27 protein-coding genes and 5 pseudogenes are annotated in these 16,064 nt (G+C 52.5%); 22 read left to right on the forward strand and 10 right to left on the reverse strand.

Going from position 1 to position 16,064, the window contains the following annotated elements:
* Positions 1 to 136: 136 nt before the first annotated feature.
* The 10 genes and pseudogenes from bet to BJ885_RS06880 form a co-directional block, all read right to left on the reverse strand.
* Positions 137 to 982: pseudogene (gene bet, locus BJ885_RS06845) on the reverse strand (phage recombination protein Bet).
* 18 nt (positions 983 to 1,000) lie between these two features.
* Positions 1,001 to 1,285, reverse strand: a complete 285-nt coding sequence (gene gamL, locus BJ885_RS06850) for a host nuclease inhibitor GamL (RefSeq protein ID WP_121931481.1) — start codon at positions 1,283 to 1,285, stop codon at positions 1,001 to 1,003.
* Between the two features lie 7 nt (positions 1,286 to 1,292).
* Positions 1,293 to 2,266 (reverse strand): annotated as a pseudogene (locus BJ885_RS06855) (hypothetical protein).
* A 70-nt stretch (positions 2,267 to 2,336) separates the two neighbouring features.
* Entirely contained in the window at positions 2,337 to 2,546 is a 210-nt protein-coding gene (locus tag BJ885_RS06860) for a hypothetical protein (protein WP_001514158.1), read from the reverse strand.
* On the reverse strand, positions 2,543 to 2,701 hold the full coding sequence (locus BJ885_RS23265; RefSeq protein WP_183128612.1) for a hypothetical protein: 159 nt from the start codon (positions 2,699 to 2,701) through the stop codon (positions 2,543 to 2,545). Before BJ885_RS23265 ends, BJ885_RS06860 begins: the two co-directional genes overlap by 4 nt.
* Positions 2,698 to 2,826: a hypothetical protein gene (locus tag BJ885_RS23425; protein WP_259467194.1), complete on the reverse strand. Its 129-nt coding sequence runs from the start codon at positions 2,824 to 2,826 to the stop codon at positions 2,698 to 2,700. The genes BJ885_RS23265 and BJ885_RS23425 overlap by 4 nt, the downstream gene beginning before the upstream one ends.
* A 142-nt stretch (positions 2,827 to 2,968) precedes the next feature.
* Positions 2,969 to 3,175: a hypothetical protein gene (locus tag BJ885_RS06865; protein WP_121931482.1), complete on the reverse strand. Its 207-nt coding sequence runs from the start codon at positions 3,173 to 3,175 to the stop codon at positions 2,969 to 2,971.
* Positions 3,172 to 3,747 carry a BRO family protein gene (locus BJ885_RS06870; RefSeq protein WP_183128613.1) on the reverse strand — a complete coding sequence of 192 codons (576 nt, stop codon included), beginning with the start codon at positions 3,745 to 3,747 and terminating at the stop codon, positions 3,172 to 3,174. Before BJ885_RS06870 ends, BJ885_RS06865 begins: the two co-directional genes overlap by 4 nt.
* 451 nt (positions 3,748 to 4,198) lie before the next feature.
* Positions 4,199 to 4,495 (reverse strand): hypothetical protein, encoded by a 297-nt coding sequence (locus BJ885_RS06875; protein WP_121931484.1) that lies wholly within the window; start codon positions 4,493 to 4,495, stop codon positions 4,199 to 4,201.
* A gap of 10 nt (positions 4,496 to 4,505) precedes the next feature.
* On the reverse strand, positions 4,506 to 5,276 hold the full coding sequence (locus BJ885_RS06880; RefSeq protein ID WP_121931485.1) for a helix-turn-helix transcriptional regulator: 771 nt from the start codon (positions 5,274 to 5,276) through the stop codon (positions 4,506 to 4,508).
* A 38-nt stretch (positions 5,277 to 5,314) separates the two neighbouring features.
* On the opposite strand from BJ885_RS06880, the gene BJ885_RS06885 reads away from it, so the two are divergent.
* The 22 genes and pseudogenes from BJ885_RS06885 to BJ885_RS06990 all read left to right on the forward strand — a co-directional run bounded on the left by BJ885_RS06885 (position 5,315) and on the right by BJ885_RS06990 (position 16,063).
* A complete protein-coding gene (locus tag BJ885_RS06885; protein ID WP_121931486.1) occupies positions 5,315 to 5,548 on the forward strand; it encodes a helix-turn-helix domain-containing protein in 234 nt (77 codons plus the stop codon).
* A gap of 29 nt (positions 5,549 to 5,577) precedes the next feature.
* Complete coding sequence (locus BJ885_RS06890; protein ID WP_062938765.1) at positions 5,578 to 6,120, forward strand: toxin YdaT family protein; 543 nt, start codon at positions 5,578 to 5,580, stop codon at positions 6,118 to 6,120.
* A 74-nt stretch (positions 6,121 to 6,194) separates the two neighbouring features.
* Positions 6,195 to 6,698, forward strand: a pseudogene (locus BJ885_RS06895) (replication protein P); the annotation flags it as partial.
* A gap of 1 nt (position 6,699) precedes the next feature.
* A complete protein-coding gene (locus tag BJ885_RS06900; RefSeq protein WP_121931487.1) occupies positions 6,700 to 6,999 on the forward strand; it encodes a protein ren in 300 nt (99 codons plus the stop codon).
* A complete protein-coding gene (locus BJ885_RS06905; protein ID WP_121931488.1) occupies positions 6,996 to 7,274 on the forward strand; it encodes a hypothetical protein in 279 nt (92 codons plus the stop codon). The genes BJ885_RS06900 and BJ885_RS06905 overlap by 4 nt, the downstream gene beginning before the upstream one ends.
* A 123-nt stretch (positions 7,275 to 7,397) precedes the next feature.
* Positions 7,398 to 7,775, forward strand: a complete 378-nt coding sequence (locus BJ885_RS06910; RefSeq protein WP_121931489.1) for a hypothetical protein — start codon at positions 7,398 to 7,400, stop codon at positions 7,773 to 7,775.
* Positions 7,768 to 8,015, forward strand: a pseudogene (locus tag BJ885_RS06915) (DNA polymerase III subunit theta). The gene BJ885_RS06910 and the pseudogene BJ885_RS06915 overlap by 8 nt, the downstream one beginning before the upstream one ends.
* A 47-nt stretch (positions 8,016 to 8,062) precedes the next feature.
* Positions 8,063 to 8,320 (forward strand): hypothetical protein, encoded by a 258-nt coding sequence (locus BJ885_RS23430; protein ID WP_259467195.1) that lies wholly within the window; start codon positions 8,063 to 8,065, stop codon positions 8,318 to 8,320.
* Complete coding sequence (locus BJ885_RS23435; RefSeq protein WP_259467196.1) at positions 8,313 to 8,645, forward strand: hypothetical protein; 333 nt, start codon at positions 8,313 to 8,315, stop codon at positions 8,643 to 8,645. Before BJ885_RS23430 ends, BJ885_RS23435 begins: the two co-directional genes overlap by 8 nt.
* Before the next feature lie 205 nt (positions 8,646 to 8,850).
* The gene (locus tag BJ885_RS06925) at positions 8,851 to 9,306 is read left to right on the forward strand and encodes a YbcN family protein (RefSeq protein ID WP_121931490.1); all 456 of its coding nucleotides are present in this window, start codon (positions 8,851 to 8,853) and stop codon (positions 9,304 to 9,306) included.
* Complete coding sequence (locus tag BJ885_RS06930) at positions 9,306 to 9,476, forward strand: NinE family protein (protein WP_121931491.1); 171 nt, start codon at positions 9,306 to 9,308, stop codon at positions 9,474 to 9,476. The genes BJ885_RS06925 and BJ885_RS06930 overlap by 1 nt, the downstream gene beginning before the upstream one ends.
* Positions 9,469 to 10,110, forward strand: coding sequence for a recombination protein NinG (locus BJ885_RS06935; RefSeq protein ID WP_121931492.1), 642 nt, complete (start codon positions 9,469 to 9,471; stop codon positions 10,108 to 10,110). The genes BJ885_RS06930 and BJ885_RS06935 overlap by 8 nt, the downstream gene beginning before the upstream one ends.
* A complete protein-coding gene (locus tag BJ885_RS06940) occupies positions 10,107 to 10,223 on the forward strand; it encodes a hypothetical protein (protein WP_121931493.1) in 117 nt (38 codons plus the stop codon). The genes BJ885_RS06935 and BJ885_RS06940 overlap by 4 nt, the downstream gene beginning before the upstream one ends.
* Positions 10,220 to 10,909, forward strand: a pseudogene (locus BJ885_RS06945) (bacteriophage antitermination protein Q). Before BJ885_RS06940 ends, BJ885_RS06945 begins: the two are co-directional and overlap by 4 nt.
* A 415-nt stretch (positions 10,910 to 11,324) precedes the next feature.
* Positions 11,325 to 11,630 carry a phage holin family protein gene (locus BJ885_RS06950; protein ID WP_122008274.1) on the forward strand — a complete coding sequence of 102 codons (306 nt, stop codon included), beginning with the start codon at positions 11,325 to 11,327 and terminating at the stop codon, positions 11,628 to 11,630.
* Positions 11,617 to 12,057, forward strand: a complete 441-nt coding sequence (locus BJ885_RS06955) for a lysozyme (RefSeq protein WP_121931494.1) — start codon at positions 11,617 to 11,619, stop codon at positions 12,055 to 12,057. Before BJ885_RS06950 ends, BJ885_RS06955 begins: the two co-directional genes overlap by 14 nt.
* Positions 12,058 to 12,095: 38 nt before the next feature.
* Entirely contained in the window at positions 12,096 to 12,440 is a 345-nt protein-coding gene (locus BJ885_RS06960) for a DUF2570 domain-containing protein (protein ID WP_375714061.1), read from the forward strand.
* A gap of 355 nt (positions 12,441 to 12,795) precedes the next feature.
* Positions 12,796 to 12,978 (forward strand): hypothetical protein, encoded by a 183-nt coding sequence (locus tag BJ885_RS06970; protein ID WP_121931497.1) that lies wholly within the window; start codon positions 12,796 to 12,798, stop codon positions 12,976 to 12,978.
* A gap of 193 nt (positions 12,979 to 13,171) precedes the next feature.
* Positions 13,172 to 13,375: a hypothetical protein gene (locus tag BJ885_RS06975; RefSeq protein ID WP_121931498.1), complete on the forward strand. Its 204-nt coding sequence runs from the start codon at positions 13,172 to 13,174 to the stop codon at positions 13,373 to 13,375.
* A gap of 87 nt (positions 13,376 to 13,462) precedes the next feature.
* A complete protein-coding gene (locus BJ885_RS06980) occupies positions 13,463 to 14,101 on the forward strand; it encodes a putative metallopeptidase (protein WP_121931499.1) in 639 nt (212 codons plus the stop codon).
* A 32-nt stretch (positions 14,102 to 14,133) separates the two neighbouring features.
* Positions 14,134 to 14,613 carry a DUF2280 domain-containing protein gene (locus BJ885_RS06985; protein WP_121931500.1) on the forward strand — a complete coding sequence of 160 codons (480 nt, stop codon included), beginning with the start codon at positions 14,134 to 14,136 and terminating at the stop codon, positions 14,611 to 14,613.
* Positions 14,600 to 16,063, forward strand: coding sequence for a DNA-packaging protein (locus tag BJ885_RS06990; protein WP_121931501.1), 1,464 nt, complete (start codon positions 14,600 to 14,602; stop codon positions 16,061 to 16,063). The genes BJ885_RS06985 and BJ885_RS06990 overlap by 14 nt, the downstream gene beginning before the upstream one ends.
* Position 16,064 lies beyond the last annotated feature (1 nt).

The following is a 16,064-nucleotide window of genomic DNA, read 5'->3' on the forward strand; positions in this document are numbered from 1 at the left end:
CTGCGACGACCGTATTGCTTCCAATAGGCAGCGCATGACTTACTGCAAAACTGTGCCCAACCTCTTTTTCGGTCAGCAACTCGGGCCATGAATTTGTCCGGGCAGCACTTGCAGGTCACTTCAACGGTTTTACCAGTCATGCTGCCGCCTTAGCTTTTTTCTGAAGGAAGTTGAATCCTTTCTGTGCCTCTTCTTCAGTGAGGTCTGACGCCTCAAGAATGGGCCGTTTGAAGATGTCGCTGCACACTGGAAGGAAGTCTTGCTCCCAGTCTTTATTCAGAGATGTTAAGAGATCGGTGATCGCCTGAAGCGTTTCTTCGCTTGCTGCTGGTGGAAGTGCTTCTGTGGTGCTGCGCGGCGTGACGTCACGCATATCAACGTCCAGTGATTTGCTTTCCATTTCTTCGGCGGTAGGCTGCTGTCCAATCTCAGGCCATGCCTTACGCAACGCCTAGGCTTCTGCGCATTTCGCCAGCTGGCCGTATGGGCGCTTTTTCCACATCGCGTTCGGCGCCGTGGTGTCGCGGCCGCCGGTGGCATAGTTCTCAATCCAGTATTCTTTGGCGCTGAACTCGACGATTTCGCCGCTGGGCATGCGCTTGTAGACGGTGTATTTGCACCATTGAGGGAAAGTTACTTCGACACCAGAAAGCGTCTGAGTCGTGTCTGGCCCGAACTCTGGTTCGCGGGCCCCGGCATAATCGCCGGAGCGGTCCGCCTGAATGCGGTAAAGCCCGATGCCCGGCATGACCACGTCGCGCCATTCGCTTTTACCCGTTCTTGAGTCTTTGACGCTCATCGGCACGAGGTGAACGGGCTTCAGCAATGGATCCAACTGGCGGGCACGGCAATAATCGAGCGCCATCATGACAGATTCATCTTTGGCGCCGGGATAAATGCTGTTCTTCAGCGCACTCCAGGTAGCGACGTCGATGCCTTTTTCCTGCAGCGCACTCGCTGTGATTGTTAATTCGTTTGCCATCGTCAATCCCCTCAAAAATTAAAACGGGCAGCCGGTACGGTGTTCCCAGTCGTATTCCGCTTGGGCGTAAGCAACTGCCGAAATGAAATCGTTGTAGGCCTCGCCAGCTTTATCGCTGCGAAGTCCTTCGTACGGGCTGGAGTCAATCGGGACCGTGAAGTGGAAGATGCCGGACGGCTCTTTTGGCATCATGTCGATAATTTGCTGCGCCCGGTCGTCGACCCACTTCTCTTTCTCGTCGATGAGCTGCTGCTCAACCCAGCGCCGATCTTCGATGCGGTCGTAAGTGAGGTATGCGTTCATGGTTGCCTCAATATTTGATGTGCGCGTCCTGCACTTTGCCGCCAGCAATCGCCAGCAGTGCTTTCTGCGCGAATTCTTCAGGGATGCCCTGATTAATTAGGTCGGCGATGACGCGACGATTGACAGTGCGGCGGTGCTCCTTGTCTGCGGCGCGGCGCGCTTCTTCTTCAGCTTTGCGCTGCTCTTCGGCCAGACGGGCTTTTTCTTTAGCTTCAGCTTCACGCTTGATGCGATTTGCCTCTTCCTGCGCTTTGCGTTTTTCTTCAGCGATGGCGTCCTGTTTCTCACGTTCTGCACGGTCAGCGTCTTCTTTGCGTTTACGCTCTGCGGCATCAGCGCGAGCTTTCTCATCAGCTTCGCGCCGCGCTGCAGCATCCAGTTCCGCCTTATGTCTCTCTTCGGCTTCGCGCTTGGCTTTGTCAGCTGCTTCCTGCTTAATGCGCTCTTCGTGCTCGCGCTGAGCCTGTTCCGCCAGGCGGCGCTGCTCTTCGCGGTCACGGTCGAAATTCTTGTTCATCAGCAGAGCCATTTCGTGGTCTGCTTCGAACTGAATAGCCCGCTGTAGATCGATGCTCTCGTTCATGACCAGCGCTTCGGCGTGTAGCGCGTTCATGGCTTCTTCAGCCTTGATGCGTTCCTGCTCGGCTTCCCATTCGGTTAGAGGGCGGCGGGTGGCATCTCGCAACTCGTCGCAGGCATCAACGAATCGCTTAATTTCAGCCTCAGCCGGACGCACAGCCTCTTTCAGTCGCTTCAGGTACTCACGGCCAGGCTTTTCGATTGCCGTCTTACTGCGGGACACCTGCGCCGCCAGAGAGGCGACACGATCACGGCCTTTCTTCGTGGACAGGTCCGGCACTTCGTTTACTGCCTGGCGGATTTGCTCGAGATAAGCATCAAGGCCGCCAGCTACGCTACGTAAAGCACTGGCGCCTGTTCCGGCTTTATTTCGATGACAGTTAAGTCCGTTACTTCGCTCATGGTTTCTCCTGAAATTTGGATGTGCAGATGCCGCCCGCAGAAAGCCAAGCCGATCGGTTGAATAGGGTGGTTAGTGCTGGATAGGGTTGCCGTGACCGTCCAGAAGGACGTCAATCACGCAGTCACTGAGGCGGATGATTTCTGCGTCGGTGTGCAGGTACACCCATTTGCGCTCCTGAATGACTGCTGAGACGCGATAGGTTCGGCCTTCATGCATTGCCATCATGCCGGGCGTGACGCACTGGCGTATGAGCGGGGTGGTGCCGTAGTGGTGCATCATACCTTCATCTCAACCTGTTCCAGGAGGCCAGCGATATGCATCTGCCAGCGGTTAAACGTCAGCTTGTCGCGTGGTGCCGATACCGACGTCAGCTGCCACTCGTTATCGTTGAGCTTTTTTGCGGAGTACTGCTTGCCGTTGTGTGTGACTTTCATGATGCAACCTTAAGAGCCTCTTCGGCTTCTTTGATGCGTGCTGCGGTGCCAGCATTTGGAGCGATTTCATTAAGGTGACGGGCGTCTTCTAAAAGCTTTGCGATTATCTCTTTCAGGTCTGACATAAATCCTCTTGGCCTTATCGCGGCGAACGGAACGGTTAATACAAGACTTCTGCGCTAATGGGCGGTGGATGGCCGCCGGTTGTCATAACTAACCGCACTCATAGAGAACGGTGAGGTATGAAAAAGCCGCTGGTTAAGCGGCTTACTTTTGTTTGGACTTGTGTTTTCCAGCCCACTGCTTAGCGATATAAAGGCAGTCGTCGAATATCCTCCCCTTACGACTTGCCTGCGAGCAGCGACGGTAATGATCCACCGCCATGTCCGCGCCGGTCATCGCGGCGTTCTCGTCGTAACGCAGCCTTATCAGCTCGGAAGTTATATTTTTGTGAATGAACTCCTGCGGGCTCATACCGGTAGCCCTTCGGAGAATTCACCAAGATCTGGGATGCTGAACTGCGTTAACTGAAGCGCGAGGAGAGTCGCTTCCTTAACGCGTTTTTTGTCTTTCTTACGCTGGGCGAGCAAGCCGCTGCCTTTTTGTCCGCGATGTTTGAAAGACAACTCGTCGAATGAAGCGATCTGATCGTGAATCTGCTGACCGGTAAGTTTGGCAAGTCCTGAGACATTCAATGGAGCAATCTGAATGCCAGATTCTTTTTCTACCAGGTCGAGCATCCAGATACGCAGGTCTTTGGCGACCTTGGTACGGGAGACCATGCCGATAAGGTGCGCACCTCTGGGAGAGAAAATACGCATCTCAACTTCACGTAAGCTATTGTTTATTCCATCCTTCCTCACTTTGGTCACGGTAGTCATACTATCCGTGAACTCATCTTTGTGGCGGTTGTAGATGTTGGAAACCTTATTGGTGTTTGCATATCCAAGAAGGTCGGCCAGCGCGTCTGTCGTGAACCAGATTTTCCCGTCACCGTTATCAAATGGCACGACAGTGCGATCCTGAAACGTTAACTCGCTTCCCATATTCACCTCTCTTTGTTTACCGTCAGCCCCTCGTAAAGAGCTGCTGGTAAAGATTCCCCGATGTTCGGGATCTGAGCAGCAAACCATTCCGGTGCGGAGTCCTCTTCGTGTGCTATACCCGCCACGCGTTACACACCTGCCTCAATCCCATTGGGCGCCATTTCAATTTGCCAGGAGCGCTCCGGGTGATTTGCTGCTTGACTGAATTCTTAATGAGCAGGCGACTTGCTGTCCGCCGCTGGCTAACTTCGCTCAGCTGTCGATGTTTCGTTTCGATGGACTTATTAAAAACCATAGTTGTTTTGCTGTCAACAACAATGGTTGTATTTTGGGTTGTTTTGGTTTTATCTGGTTGTATTTGAAATGAATTTATTTTTAAAAAATGTCTGATGAAAGGATTTAGGCAATAAAAAACCCCGCCTGAGCGAGGTTTGATGAGGGGGAGGGCTGTTTACTGGTTTTGGCTTTTAAAGTAGTCGGAGACTTCTTTGGCTGCTGCGCACTGCGCTTTCAACTCATTGTTCATTCTTGCTTTGACTTCGTTAGAGCTGCTCTCGCACCCGGCATCGAGCGAAGTGAAATTATAAACCGCTAGCATTGTGGCTTGTACTGCCACTTTGCACTGACCCGGCTGAGGGTGGTCTTTACATATCACAGATGACGATTGCTTTAAGTGATCAAGAACTGACTCTTTGGCCGTTGCCGCTAATGGAGCCAGTAATACTATTGCCAATAAAAATTTTCTCATAGTTGTATCCCTACCAGATGGTTGAAGTCCAAAACATTCTTCCGATGATCTGGACGCTATCAAGGTCCGCCTCTTCGTCTGGGTGCTCGACATGATTGAAGCTGCGAATGCTCAACCTGTTCGGGCCCACACGGTAAAGTATTTTTAAGCGATTCCATCCATCCTGGCTGATGGCGTAGACCTTTCCGTCCACGATCTTTTTGTCGTTAATATTTATAGCGACAGTCGTTCCTTCCGGAATTACTGGCTCCATGCTATTCCCATGTGCGGGGAAGCAGATAACACTCTCTCTGTGGGCATTAACTCGAAGCAAAGTCGCTTTTGAGAAGCGGAGTTTATAGCCATTGTAATCTTCGCGAGGAAACTTCCCATCGCCGCAGGCCAGCTCAATATCCTTTAGAAATGGCACTTCTACCTCGTCATCAGGTAATGGGGTTGAATTATCCCAAGGCTCAACGGTACCCCACTGATCAGACGGTGGGATGGCTTCATCCTGCCCAGTGAGAAGCATAACGCCTTCCCCGGAACTCAACCATTCAGGCTTTACCTTTAACGCATTAGCCAGCTCAACCAGCTTAGTTGTCTGGTTGGCTTTTCCTGTTTCTATCTTCTGGATAGCCGCCTGGCTCACCCCAACCAGATCCCCAAGAGCCTTTTGTGTAAGGCCTCGTAATGTCCTGGCTTCTTTCAATCTTTCAGCGAGTGTCGTTTTCATACGCGCAATGTACAACCATGGTTTTATTCCATCAAACGAAAATGGTTGTTGACTAAATACAACCATAGTTTTATTCTTCATTCATATTCACTACGGAGGTTGTTATGAACCCAACCATTAAAACCGCTATCACCATTGTCGGCTCTCAAAAAGCCCTTGGTGAAGCGTGCGCAGTGTCGCAGCAGGCGGTTTACAAGTGGCTACACAACAAAGCGAAGGTTTCTCCGGAGCATGTGAACAGCATCGTAAAAGCAACTGGTGACGAGATTCAGGCATACCAGATTCGCCCTGACTTATCGACGCTGTTCCCGTCACCGGCCGACAACAATGCCGCTTAACGGCGGCCCTAACAACGAAAGGGAAAGCAATGCATTCACTTGCGTATCAACACAATACCGGAATACACCCGGGAGCGATGATAAACCGCGCTCAAGCTAAAGCGGCGCCAGACCACGAAAAGATCCGCGATGCGGTCCGTGCATGGTCGTCAGCGCTGGACAATCAGGACGTCGTTTCGGCGCTGATCATCAACGAATACCGGGAGCAGGGCGGGACCGCCATCAGCTTTCCGGACGACATCAGCCGGGCACGCCAGAAGCTGTTCCGCTTCCTGGATAACCGCTTCGACTCCGAACAGTACCGCGAGAACGTGCGCCAGCTGACGCCCGCAATCATGGCGGTCCTGCCGGTTGAGTATCGCACTCGCCTGATCGGTGCCGATTGCAAAATGTCTCGCCTGGCTGAGGCCGAGAAAGAACTCGCAGAAGCTAAACAGGCAGTGCTGCTGGACGCTCCAGAGCATCAGAAGCTGAAAGAGGTAAGCGAAGGTATAGCGTCGCTGTTCCGCCTCATGCCGGAACAGGTAGGGCCGTTGATGACGATGGTCACGTCGATGCTGGGGGTTATGTGAGAACTACAGAAATGGCGAAAGCTGCGGTGCTCGAACACCAACAGCTTTCTGGTGCAAATCGTTTGGATTCTTTGCAGGAGGACGAATTCCGCCGTCAGTGGTTGCTGGCGTTTCAGGAGAACGGGATCCACTCAATGGCTCAGGTCGATGCTGGCATGCGTGTAGCTCGCAGCCAGGTGCGCCCATTCCTACCATCGCCGGGCCAGTTCGTCGCCTGGTGCAGACAGAGTGGCGGGGCGCTGGGCATCACCGTTGACCAGGTGATCGCCGAATACTGGGACTGGCGTAACCGTTCGTTCGAGTTCACCTCCAGCGAGCAATTCCCCTGGTCGCAGCCGGTCATGTACCACATCTGCGTAGAACTGCGCCACCGCAGCACAGAGCGCCAGTTAACGCATGGTGAGTTGGCACGCGAGGCGGGCGACCTGCTGGACATGTGGGAGAAGCGCGTCACCGAGGGTAAGCCAGTGCCACCAGTGCGCAGGGCGATTGCCGCACCGGCTGCCGAGCATGGTCCTACGCCGATCCAGCTGCTGCTGGCGAAGTACAACCGCAACAAATCTAACGGGATGGTGTGAGATGAAAGGAAAACAGGCAATTCTGTGTTATCTCGAAACGCACCGGACCTTCACCGCGAAGGATGTGGCCACAGAATGCGATATGACGATCAACTGCATCACGAAGAACGCTATCGACCTGGAGCGGGCCCGCAAGATTGTGCGTGTGAGCAAGGTCTGGCGAACGGTGACTTATCGCCTGGCCACGCCGGAAGAGCAGGCCGGTACCGCTCGCAGTTGCACCAACGGAATATTTCAGGAGTGCCGCAACAGCGCGGCTATGAAGCGAGTATTGATGGTTTGGGGGAGGGTAGGGGTATGAGCAATCAAGAGTTAACTGAAGTTATCGTAACAAAGTACGCGCTTTCAAGTGGTCCGTTTAAAGTTATGGCCGATGTATCACATGGCGGAACAATGGCTTCGTACAGGCTTCCTGGGGGCTATTTAACGACTGCTCACGGTAAGGATTTTTGGCTGAATGAGGCTGATGCTTTAGCTGATTGCGAGCATCGTCGACTGGCGAAAATAAAGTCTCTTGAGAAGCAAAAAAAGAAACTCGAAAGCATGACTTTCCTCATTGAAGGAGCCGCCCAATGAGCAACATCGACATATGAGTGGATTTCAGAAGGCGGCGCGCCGGGCAAGACTGTGCTGGGCGGCGATGATTGCAGCATCACCTCAGCATGAGTGATGTATAATCCTCTTCAATATGGAGGGGATATGAAATTAAAGGTCTGTATTTTAATATCAGCAGCGCTTGTCTCCATGAGTGCGAGCGCTGCGCGCAGTGGCTTGGAATTTAATGTAAACGGGAAAAATTACGTATTCAGTCCTGATTGCATAAAGGAAATTAATTATACGGGAAAGGATGAGGGCGAAAGTTTATCCATCAACTTTACCGATGATTGTGCGAATAGGATGCGATCTATTTCCAAGGAAAACATGGGCGGCATGATGGATGTTTCATATTCAGGAAACGTTTTATTTAGTGGCCCAATCTTAACCCAGATTAGCAATGGGTTTCGTTTCCCGACAGAGCGCACTTCTAGGGTTGTATTGGCGCGTATTCTAAATGATTACGAGGTAGTCAATGAGTAATCATAACATTGCTGAAAAACCACAGGAAGACCGCGACAAGGTTAACGTTGACCTGGCGGCCTCCGGCGTGGTGTACAAGAGCGACTTAACATGCCGGTTATCGCTGAGGTGGTGATGCGCGAACAGCCTGAGCATCTACGAGATTACTTCCTTGAGCGGTTGCGGTATTACCGCGAGCAAAGCCTCTCTTTGCCAAAAGCATCTGACCCTCGATATCTCAAACAGGAGGAAGGTAAGTGAAATTTTCTAGAACTGAGCAAAGCCCCCTAATGGAAAAGGGTAACTACGTGAAAATCGATCATGATTTTGGATATTTTTTAGACGTTAATAAAATGAAATCCATCCTTGATTTCGAAGATGAGTCAGCAGCTCTTCTGAAGCTTATGCTTATACATGAGGATTTCTTGAGGGTAGTTATTGAAAATCTGAGGCCTGAAGGGTCAGAAAAATACAACGCAATCAAAAAATTACAAGTACTTCGCCCCCAAGCTGGCAGCAGCTGTTCTATTAGGTCTTCCGGTATCATTAGCCGATGCAATGGGTGAGTTAAACAAGATTAGAAACAATTATGCTCATAATATCGATTATAAAATAACCGATAATGAAGTGGATAGATTAGCCCTTACCATTAAGAAAGTTAAGTTGGAAGAGATAAATCATGGTGGATATATTCACAACATTATCGAACCCATACTTGAAAATGGTATTTATGCGGTAGCTCTAATGAAAGACTTGCCATCTGGCCTTGACAAAAATCAGCTTAGAATCAGAAAGTTGGTTGCAAGTGCACACTGCATGTCGTTACTTGGTGCATTTTGGTTGATAAACATGCTGCATCTTAAAGATAAGCTCAAAATTTCCAAACTGTAGTGAAAGCATTACGCTAAAGTTTCAAAAATTGATTTTCCATAATCAACCCGCCATAATCATGTCATCGGAGCCTGAACAGCTCCGGTGACTTCTGCGCATTTAAGGGGACTTAAATGCGACCACAATCTGAACTCCTCACCTTGTCACAGTTGCAGAAATGCACCTGCGATTTTCTGCATTCTGCGGTTTCCGTGAAGGAGGCCGTATGACTCTGCCAGTAGACGGCATCAAACTCCATCGCGGTAACTTCGCGGCCATCGGCCAGCAGATTCAGCCATTGCTTGATGCCGGGCAGTGCTTCCGACTTCAGGTTAAGCCGTGGAGAGAGAAGCGCAGCCTGTCGCAGAACGCGCTCAGCCACATGTGGTACACGGAAATCAGCGAGTACCTCATCGCCCGCGGCAAGACCTTCGCTACGCCTGAGTGGGTCAAGGACGCGATGAAGCACACCTATCTCGGCTATGAGAGCAAAGACCGGGTAGACGTCGTGTCCGGCGAAGTCACCACCGTGCAATCCCTCCGCCATACCGCCGATCTGGAAACTGGCGAGATGTACATCTTCCTGTGCAAAGTCGAAGCCTGGGCGATGAACATCGGCTGCCACCTGACCATCCCGCAGAGCTGCGAGTACCAGCAGCTGCGCGATAAGCAGGAGGACTGATGTCAACTCCACTTTTCCGCGTCATCACCAACGAAATCTTCCGCGTTCCGGCGCGCCGCCAGCGCAAGCCCGCGGTTAAGCCGTCCGACATCCCGACCCTGAAAGACTATACCGCCCGCCTTGTGGAACAGAAATGGCTGCGTCTTGCGGCACGGAGGGCGCATGGCTAAGTTACCGCGCCGCAAGTGCGCCCATAAAGCTTGTCGCCAGTGGTTCCACCCGGTCCGCGAAGGGCAGGTGGTCTGCTCATTCGAGTGCGCCAGCGCGCTCGGCAAAGAACAGACCGCAAAAGCCCGCGAAGCCGCTCAGCAGAAGGAAGCGCAGCGCCAGCGTACCGAAGAGAAGGCAGGCCGCCAGCGCCGTAAAGCAAGATTGGCAGAACTCAGACCTAACGGTTACTACAAAGCGCAGGCTCAGCAGGCTTTCAACGCCTACATCCGCGCGCGCGATGCTGATTTGCCATGCATCAGCTGCGGTGAGACCAATCCGCCTGATCTGCACGGCGGCCAATGGGACTGCGGCCACTTCAAAACGGTCGGCGCCAACCCTGAGCTGCGCTTTGAAGAACGCAACGCCCATAAGCAGTGCAAATCGTGTAATGCCGGAGCGGGCAAATACACCGCCAAAGAGGCGACCGTGGCGCAGCAATACGAAGCAGGCCTAGTCGCTCGTTACGGGCAGGATTACGTGGACTGGCTCAACGGCCCCCACGAAATGACCAACTACCGCCGTGAAGACTTCATTCGGATCCGCGATGAATACCGCACCAAGCTCAAAGCACTGAAACAGCGGGAGGCAGCATGAACCACGCCGATATCCTGCAGTACCAGGCAGAAAGCGTTAAGCGCGCCAGCATGCCGCCAGTAGCAAAGCACAGCCAGACCAAAACCAACCAGCCACAGAAGGAAGCCGCATGAACAGTCAGCAACTGGAATACGTACGTCAGCAGCTCATTGTGGCGACCGCAGATCTGAGCGGTGCGACGAAAGGGCAGCTGGTAGCTTTCGCCGAGAACGCGCAATTCACCGCGACGGCGCGCAGCCGGGGACGGAAGAAAGTCACTGACCCGGTCACCGGCCGGAAAGTTAACCCGGACGGCCCAGCGATGAGTGGCAGTCAGTCCCGCGCCAAGGGCTCGTCTATCGCGCTGGTCAGCCCGTTGGAGTTCGGCACTGCGTCATGGCGCCGCGCTGTGTTGTCGCTGGAAGAGCACCAGAAAGCATGGCTGCTGTGGAACTACAGCGAGAACATCCGATTCGAATATCAGGTGGCGATAACCCAGTGGGCCTGGACAGAGTTCCGGGAGCAGATCGGCGCGAAGAAGGTGGCTGGCAAGACGATGGAGCGCCTGAAGAAACTGATATGGCTGGCGGCGCAGGACGTCAAAGCGGGGCTGGCGGGCAAGGATGCATATCAGCATCAGGACCTGGCCGCTCTATGTGGCGTTAAACCGGATAACTGGTGCCATAACTACGCCGACTACTGGCGGGCCATGTGCACCATCTTTTAGCGGCTTGATGGCGATTCTCTTCTCTGTACTGTGAGAACACGATCACAACAAAAGACGACTTTTTCGCAGCAGAGTATTGCAAAAGTCAATTAAATAGCATACATTTCATGTAAATCTGATATCGTCGCCCTAGTTTCGTAGGTCGACAAAGAATTAAGAGCCTCGCCATCGTGCGGGGCTTTTTATTTGAACAAAAAAGATATCCCAAGCTTTACTAGGAAGATGAAAATAGCGATATCGATAATCATGTGAATAATTCGATCCACTATGTCCGGATTCTTGTTAATTCTGTACCTGCCACGTCTACGTCTGCCCATTTTTATCTCCTTTAAGGAATGTATCGGCAGTGATGTGAAGAAACTTTATTCAAAGGCTCACTCATGTGGGCCTTTTTTAATTCAGGCTCCGGGAACCATCATCGACACACCTACTTGTTAAATTGTCCCGATGGCCTGATCCCTTACTACAAACAGCACCCCGTTTTTTCGGAGGTGATATGGCTAAACGTATGCAAGATAAAGAAAGCATTGCCGGAGTGTCATGGCTGATTGTCCTTGCTCTGTCATGCTGGGGCGGCCTGGTCCGATACCTTATTGACGTTAAGCAGAACAAAGCAACCTGGAGCTGGATCAACGCACTGGCGCAGATCGCAGTGTCCGGATTTACCGGTCTCATTGGTGGCCTGATCAGCGTTGAAAGCGGGCTGAGTCTTTACATGATCCTGGTTACGTCCGGCATCAGCGGGGCGATGGGATCCGTTGCGCTGACGTACTTCTGGGAACGCCTGACGGGGATGAAGAATGCAAACCAGTGATAAAGGCATCTCCCTGATCAAGCAGTTTGAAGGCTGCAAACTCACAGCTTACCAGGATAGCGTCGGCGTCTGGACGATCGGCTATGGCTGGACCCAGCCTGTCGACGGGAAACCAATCCGTGCCGGGATGACAATTAAGCAGGAAACGGCAGAACGCCTGCTGAAGACAGGACTGGTCAGTTACGAAAGTGATGTGTCCCGCTTGGTCAAAATTGGCCTGACTCAGGGGCAATTCGACGCCCTGGTATCGTTCACGTATAACCTCGGCGCCCGGTCATTGTCGACATCGACACTGCTGCGCAAGCTCAACGCCGGTGATTACGCTGGCGCAGCCGATGAGTTCCTGCGCTGGAATAAAGCTGGCGGTAAAGTCCTGAACGGCCTGGCCCGTCGACGTGAGGCGGAGCGCGCTCTGTTCCTGTCGTGATTGGCTCACTGGTAAGGCGTTACTGGCTGCAGCTGTTTGTGGTAGCCGTAATTGGCGTGCTGGCGTTCTTCGTTAACCACTACCGCGACAACGCCATCACCTACAAAGACCAGCGCGATAAGGCGACGGTCCGGGCAGACACATCAGTGGCGATCACCAGCAACGTGATCACCACGATGAACCTCATCCGTGACATCTCACAGGCTACCCAGAATGCAAAGAACGAACTGGCTCAAAATAGCGAGACACGCATTGTCTACATCAGGCAGGCGCTTGAAGGCGATCCGTGCGCTAACCAGCCTGTTCCTTCTGCCGCTGCTGACAGCCTGCGGGAATACGCAGACAGTTTACGTACCGGCCCCAGTAGTGCCGATAAGCGCTGACCTGACAGCAGATACGCCGATCCCCAGAATGGTTGTTCCGTTCACATGGCAGGCAAGTCTGGAGTTAAACGCGCAGCTCTACACGGCGCTGGGGCAGTGCAATTTGGACAAGGAAGGGATTAGAAATATCGAAGAACGCCGAAGCGCTTCGCCAGCAGCAGGCAGGTCAGATTGATGATCGCATTGACTCCATCAGCGTAGGCGATAGCCAGTTCGAAAAATTGGTTTTGGGACATGTTACCTCCTATAGGAAAATCGAGTCAGGCGACCCCTGCTCCTACAGTGAGTGATAAGTTATATCCTCATGCAGAGGAAAATTAACGCGACATCCCTCAAGCTCATTAAGAGGCTCTCAATGTCCGACATCTACCAAATTACGCTAACCACCCAGACAGGCGAAACCTTCACGGGCAAGATGTCACGACGTCAACCTGAGCTGGTTAACGGCTTTGTGCCGCTGGCGACTGAAACGGGGCAGTGGCTGTATTTCGCTCCTGCCGATGTGAAGCGCGTGGAGTTCAAGCCGGTACCGGCATAGCAGACCGAACAGCCAGAAGAACAAACAACGGAGTAACGAATGAGCAAATCGGACTGGGAGGCCATTGAGAAGGAGAGTCACCAACTAGCAGGGATACGAGATATGGATAAATGAGTAATTAATTGATGCGTATATTTAAGTTTCCCCTTAATGAGCCGATATACTTTTACAACACTCAACTAAGGAGATATGTATGTACCGTGATGAATTGCAAAAGCTGATGCAATCTACGGATGAAACAGAGGTTAATTTTCATCCTCATTATGTAAAAACGTTACGCCAGCTTGCTGATGATATTGAGTCAGGGAAACAAACGGGAATCAAAGGGACGTTTCTCATGGCTCATGACGAACCGGGGATCGTTAAGTACTCAATAGTGACAAAATACAATCCATAATCAGATTGTAGCAACGTCTTTCTATTGCCATCACAAAGGCCACCTTCGGGTGGCTTTTTTTATAGCTTTAACCATAGGAATTAAATCATGTTAGCCGATGACGAGCGCAGGCCATATCCGCCAGTCAACTTCATCGACTCCGATAACTGGCAGCCATACACCAGGCTGATACCCGCCAACGAAGTGCATGAGTTGATAGGCCGCCAGATCCTCAGCGATACCGGAAGCATCTATAACCCTGACCACGAACACCTGTTAGAGGCTGACCTCTGCTTCATGTGGGCATCCGATTCGTTCGCTAAGAAAGGGCGTTATGTCCTCGGCCAAGCCGAACAGGTAATGCTCCGCGCCGGTGGTTGGCAGAAAGCAAGAATGGAACAGCAGATGCATGAATGGTTCGGGCGCATCCCGAAGTTCATCATCACGCTGGCAGCTGATTACTGCTCACAATGCAGTGACCTCGAATTCTGCGCGCTGGTAGAGCATGAGCTTTACCATATCGCCCAGGCCACCGATGATTTCGGCGCGCCTAAGTTCAACAAAGAGACCGGGCAGCCAGTGCTTACACTGCGCGGCCACGACGTCGAAGAATTCACAGGTGTCGTACGTCGATACGGTGCCAGCAAAGAAGTACAGGAGCTCGTTGATGCGGCCAATGCGCCTGCAGAAGTGGCTCACATCGATATAGCCAGGTCATGTGGAACATGCATGCTAAAGCTGGCCTAACAATATGACTGATTATGACAGGCAGGTAATCCATGGCGACACTGAAAGGTGAGGTCAAAGCCTTCATCGTTCAGTCTCTTGCCTGCTTCGATACTCCATCCCAGGTGGTTGAGCTGGTCAAAAAAGAATTTGACCTGAGCATCACACGTCAGCAGGTCGAATCCCACGACCCGACGAAAGCAAACGGCAGGGGGCTGGCGCAGAAATGGGTGGACATGTTCAATGCCACCCGCGAACGCTTCCAGAATGAAATCTCCGATATTCCGATCGCCAACAAGGCGTACCGCCTTCGAGTTCTCGGCCGTATGGCAACGCGTGCCGAGGGCATGAAGAACCTCGCGCTTACGGCCGAGATCATCGAACAGGCGGCGAAGGAATGCGGCGATGCCTACACCAATAAGCACAAGTTTGAACATTCCGGCCCTAATGGTGGCGCTATCCAGACGATCACCATGAGCAAAGAGGAATATAAATCCGCACGGCAGGAGATGATGGAGGATGACGACTGCTGAGCAAAAGGCTTTTGCCCGTAAGGTTGAATGCGAAGAGGACGGGCTCTATTACGCTCGTTACTTCTTCAAGCAGCGCACCGGCGGAAAGATGATTGTTGCGCCTCACCATAAGGTGATTCAGCAAACACTGGATCGCGTCATCGATGGTGAGATTCAACGCCTTATCATCAACGTCCCTCCAGGGTACATGAAGACGGAGTTGGCGACCATTAATATGATGGGGCGCGGGCTGGCGCTGAACTGCCGGGCCCGTTTCATGCACCTGTCCTATTCGCATAACCTAGCGCTGCTGAACTCATCTACTGCGCGCGGCATGATTAAGTCGCAAGCATATCAGTCAATGTGGCCGATGGCGCTGCGCGATGATGCTGACAGCAAGGCGATGTGGTGGACCGAGCACGGCGGCGGTGTCTATGCGTCATCTGCTGCCGGACAGGTTACAGGCTTTCGTGCGGGGCATATGGAGCCAGGCTGGCAGGGCGCGCTGATTATCGATGACCCGGTTAAACCGGACGACGCTTACTCTGAGATCGTCCGCGACGGGGTCAACAACCGATTCAACGAGACAATCAAATCACGACTGGCGATCGAGACGACGCCGATGATTGTCATCATGCAGCGGATTCACTACCACGACCTGAGCGGATATCTGCTGCGGGGCGGGAGTGGTGAGAAGTGGTATCACCTGAATCTGCCTGTTCTCATCGATAGCAGCCGCAGTTACGAAGAAACTTATCCGGAAAACACCCACGCTATCCCGATTGACCACTGCTTGCCTGATGGCTGGCTGTGGCCGTTTAAGCACAACGAATCGCACCGCGTATCGCTGTTCTCTCACCGGCGCACCGCCGAAGCTCAGTATATGCAGAACCCTAAACGCTTCAATGCGGAGGGGGCGCTGTGGAATGAGGAGATGATCAGCGCCGCTAGGGCGCTCATCATCACTGAAGAGCTATCGCGAACGGTTATCGCGATTGACCCACAGGCCACAAACAGCGAAGAAAGTGATGAGACTGGTATCGTGGCCGCCAGTGTTTATGGCACAGGTGACCGCAGGCAATACTCTGCTGATGGCGATTATAGCGGTAAATATTCACCCAACGGCTGGGCGACGAAGGCGATGGAGGCTTACGACCTTCATGAGGCAGATGCGATCGTCATTGAAACCAACCAGGGCGGCGACATGGCTGAGGATACTCTCAGAAACGCCGGGTTTAAGGGCCGGATTATCCGCGTCCACGCCAGTAAGGGTAAATTTGCCCGTGCAGAGCCAATTTCAGCGCTTTATTCGCAGGGGAGTGTTGCCCACCACGGCAATCTATACAACCTCGAAAACCAGCAAATGGAATACATCCCAACCACTGCCAAAAAATCACCCGATCGGCTAGATGCTCTCGTGTGGGCAATGACTGAGTTAAGCGGTCAGGGCGTCGGCACAGTATTCTTCTAAG

The sequence above is a fragment of the Enterobacter sp. WP_7_1 genome, assembly GCF_003688535.1.
Classification (GTDB): Bacteria; Pseudomonadota; Gammaproteobacteria; order Enterobacterales; family Enterobacteriaceae; genus Enterobacter; species Enterobacter asburiae.

What these genes read in the sequence shown, in the direction of transcription:
- gamL (WP_121931481.1), bottom strand. Translation starts at nt 1,285, where the DNA reads ATGAACGCATACCTCACTTACGACCGCATCGAAGATCGGCGCTGGGTT.
- BJ885_RS06860 (WP_001514158.1), bottom strand. Translation starts at nt 2,546, where the DNA reads ATGATGCACCACTACGGCACCACCCCGCTCATACGCCAGTGCGTCACG.
- BJ885_RS23265 (WP_183128612.1), bottom strand. Translation starts at nt 2,701, where the DNA reads ATGAAAGTCACACACAACGGCAAGCAGTACTCCGCAAAAAAGCTCAAC.
- BJ885_RS23425 (WP_259467194.1), bottom strand. Translation starts at nt 2,826, where the DNA reads ATGTCAGACCTGAAAGAGATAATCGCAAAGCTTTTAGAAGACGCCCGT.
- BJ885_RS06865 (WP_121931482.1), bottom strand. Translation starts at nt 3,175, where the DNA reads ATGAGCCCGCAGGAGTTCATTCACAAAAATATAACTTCCGAGCTGATA.
- BJ885_RS06870 (WP_183128613.1), bottom strand. Translation starts at nt 3,747, where the DNA reads ATGGGAAGCGAGTTAACGTTTCAGGATCGCACTGTCGTGCCATTTGAT.
- BJ885_RS06875 (WP_121931484.1), bottom strand. Translation starts at nt 4,495, where the DNA reads ATGAGAAAATTTTTATTGGCAATAGTATTACTGGCTCCATTAGCGGCA.
- BJ885_RS06880 (WP_121931485.1), bottom strand. Translation starts at nt 5,276, where the DNA reads ATGGTTGTATTTAGTCAACAACCATTTTCGTTTGATGGAATAAAACCA.
- BJ885_RS06885 (WP_121931486.1), top strand. Translation starts at nt 5,315, where the DNA reads ATGAACCCAACCATTAAAACCGCTATCACCATTGTCGGCTCTCAAAAA.
- BJ885_RS06890 (WP_062938765.1), top strand. Translation starts at nt 5,578, where the DNA reads ATGCATTCACTTGCGTATCAACACAATACCGGAATACACCCGGGAGCG.
- BJ885_RS06900 (WP_121931487.1), top strand. Translation starts at nt 6,700, where the DNA reads ATGAAAGGAAAACAGGCAATTCTGTGTTATCTCGAAACGCACCGGACC.
- BJ885_RS06905 (WP_121931488.1), top strand. Translation starts at nt 6,996, where the DNA reads ATGAGCAATCAAGAGTTAACTGAAGTTATCGTAACAAAGTACGCGCTT.
- BJ885_RS06910 (WP_121931489.1), top strand. Translation starts at nt 7,398, where the DNA reads ATGAAATTAAAGGTCTGTATTTTAATATCAGCAGCGCTTGTCTCCATG.
- BJ885_RS23435 (WP_259467196.1), top strand. Translation starts at nt 8,313, where the DNA reads ATGGGTGAGTTAAACAAGATTAGAAACAATTATGCTCATAATATCGAT.
- BJ885_RS06925 (WP_121931490.1), top strand. Translation starts at nt 8,851, where the DNA reads ATGACTCTGCCAGTAGACGGCATCAAACTCCATCGCGGTAACTTCGCG.
- BJ885_RS06930 (WP_121931491.1), top strand. Translation starts at nt 9,306, where the DNA reads ATGTCAACTCCACTTTTCCGCGTCATCACCAACGAAATCTTCCGCGTT.
- BJ885_RS06935 (WP_121931492.1), top strand. Translation starts at nt 9,469, where the DNA reads ATGGCTAAGTTACCGCGCCGCAAGTGCGCCCATAAAGCTTGTCGCCAG.
- BJ885_RS06940 (WP_121931493.1), top strand. Translation starts at nt 10,107, where the DNA reads ATGAACCACGCCGATATCCTGCAGTACCAGGCAGAAAGCGTTAAGCGC.
- BJ885_RS06950 (WP_122008274.1), top strand. Translation starts at nt 11,325, where the DNA reads ATGCAAGATAAAGAAAGCATTGCCGGAGTGTCATGGCTGATTGTCCTT.
- BJ885_RS06955 (WP_121931494.1), top strand. Translation starts at nt 11,617, where the DNA reads ATGCAAACCAGTGATAAAGGCATCTCCCTGATCAAGCAGTTTGAAGGC.
- BJ885_RS06970 (WP_121931497.1), top strand. Translation starts at nt 12,796, where the DNA reads ATGTCCGACATCTACCAAATTACGCTAACCACCCAGACAGGCGAAACC.
- BJ885_RS06975 (WP_121931498.1), top strand. Translation starts at nt 13,172, where the DNA reads ATGTACCGTGATGAATTGCAAAAGCTGATGCAATCTACGGATGAAACA.
- BJ885_RS06980 (WP_121931499.1), top strand. Translation starts at nt 13,463, where the DNA reads ATGTTAGCCGATGACGAGCGCAGGCCATATCCGCCAGTCAACTTCATC.
- BJ885_RS06985 (WP_121931500.1), top strand. Translation starts at nt 14,134, where the DNA reads ATGGCGACACTGAAAGGTGAGGTCAAAGCCTTCATCGTTCAGTCTCTT.
- BJ885_RS06990 (WP_121931501.1), top strand. Translation starts at nt 14,600, where the DNA reads ATGACGACTGCTGAGCAAAAGGCTTTTGCCCGTAAGGTTGAATGCGAA.